The sequence below is a fragment of the Gordonia sp. NPDC003424 genome, from assembly GCF_053588655.1.
Map to the genome: position 1 here is coordinate 1 of NZ_JBSFQJ010000045.1, position 1,506 is coordinate 1,506.

At 62.5% G+C, this 1,506-nt stretch carries 1 protein-coding gene; it reads right to left on the minus strand.

The window, feature by feature from the left end:
* Positions 1 to 7 precede the first annotated feature (7 nt).
* Positions 8 to 1,459: an IS30 family transposase gene (locus ACWDTI_RS27245; protein ID WP_449741265.1), complete on the minus strand. Its 1,452-nt coding sequence runs from the start codon at positions 1,457 to 1,459 to the stop codon at positions 8 to 10.
* Positions 1,460 to 1,506 lie beyond the last annotated feature (47 nt).

The window sequence follows — 1,506 nt, forward strand, 5'->3', positions numbered from 1 at the left end:
GGCGAATTCAGGGGGTCGACGCAACACCGTCGTGTTGTTTCGGTGCTAAGAGTAGCTCATTGAGTTCGTGTGCGGGAGTGCGGAATCCAAGGGTTTTGCGGGGTCGGCGATTGAGTTCGTCGGCGACTCTGCGTAACTCATCCGGGCCATGGATCGAAAGGTCTGTTCCTTTCGGAAAGTACTGGCGCAAAAGCCCGTTGGTGTTCTCATTGGTTCCCCGCTGCCACGGACTCGCCGGATCGCAAAAGTACACATCGACACCGGTCGCGACCCGGAACTGCGCATGCTTGGCCATCTCCGCCCCTTGATCCCAGGTCAACGACTTCCGCAGATGCTCGGGCAACGCAGTGATCGTGTCCTGCAACGCCGCACACACCTGCTCAGCGTTGTGACCATCAGGCAGATACAGCAACGCGGTGTAACGGGTGCTGCGTTCAACCAGCGTCCCAATCGCGGACTTGTTATGCGCGCCGGTGATCAGATCGCCCTCCCAATGCCCAGGCACCGCCCGGTCCTCAACCTCGGCCGGACGATCGGAGATCATCACCATCGGGTCGACGAACCGCTCGCGCGTGCGGCGTTGATCACGGTGCACACGACGGACACGTCCGCTACGTAAAGTGGCCGTGATCTGCGCTTTCAACGCACCCCGACCCTGGAGATAGAGCGCCTGATACACCGATTCATGACTGATCTGCATGCATTGATCATCCGGAAACTCCAGGCGCAACGCACCCGCGATCTGTTCGGGTGAGTGTTTCTCGGCGAGCTTGATCGACACCGCCATATGCAACGCCGGATAGGCCATCAGTTTGGTCATCTTCGGTCGCGCCCGCCCACGCAATGCATCGTCGTGGGCGATGTGGGGCAAGTACAGTCCCTCAACGTCACTGTGGCGGTGGAGTTCCCGCGAGATCGTCGAGGCATGCTTACCCACCCGCGCCCCGATCGCCCGCAACGAATGCCCCGCATGATGCAGATCGGCGATCAACAACCGGTCCGCCAAACTCAGATACCGCCCCGCCCCACCCTCATCCGCTGTGATCACCTGTTCGTCATACCCCGCTACAACGCCCTCAGATCGCTTGTGACGCGGCGTGTCCCGTTCTGCTACCGGTTTCCACCGCGGCCGCTGCAACGGCTCTCTACGACGATAGGAGCGCGGTCGTTCCTCCACGAAACCATGCCGGACCAGAATCGAGCGCGCCCGTCCCTGCGAGATACCCGTCGCCTCCGCGGCACCCATGATCGTGCCTTCACGCCCGAACGCCACGACCACCGCATCCGGGTCCACCGCCGGTACCGGCCCACGCCGCCGACCCGCCGGCCGACCCGCCTCCTCCAACAGGACATAACACGTCCGGCGCTTAACCCCCAACCGAATCCCGATCTCCTCCACCGAGACTCCCGCAGCAAACCACTTCACCGCCAACGCCCGCATCCGTTCCCGATCCGCCACCGCAACCTCCACAGGTCAGGGTGTTGCGTCGATCCCTTGAGTCCGGG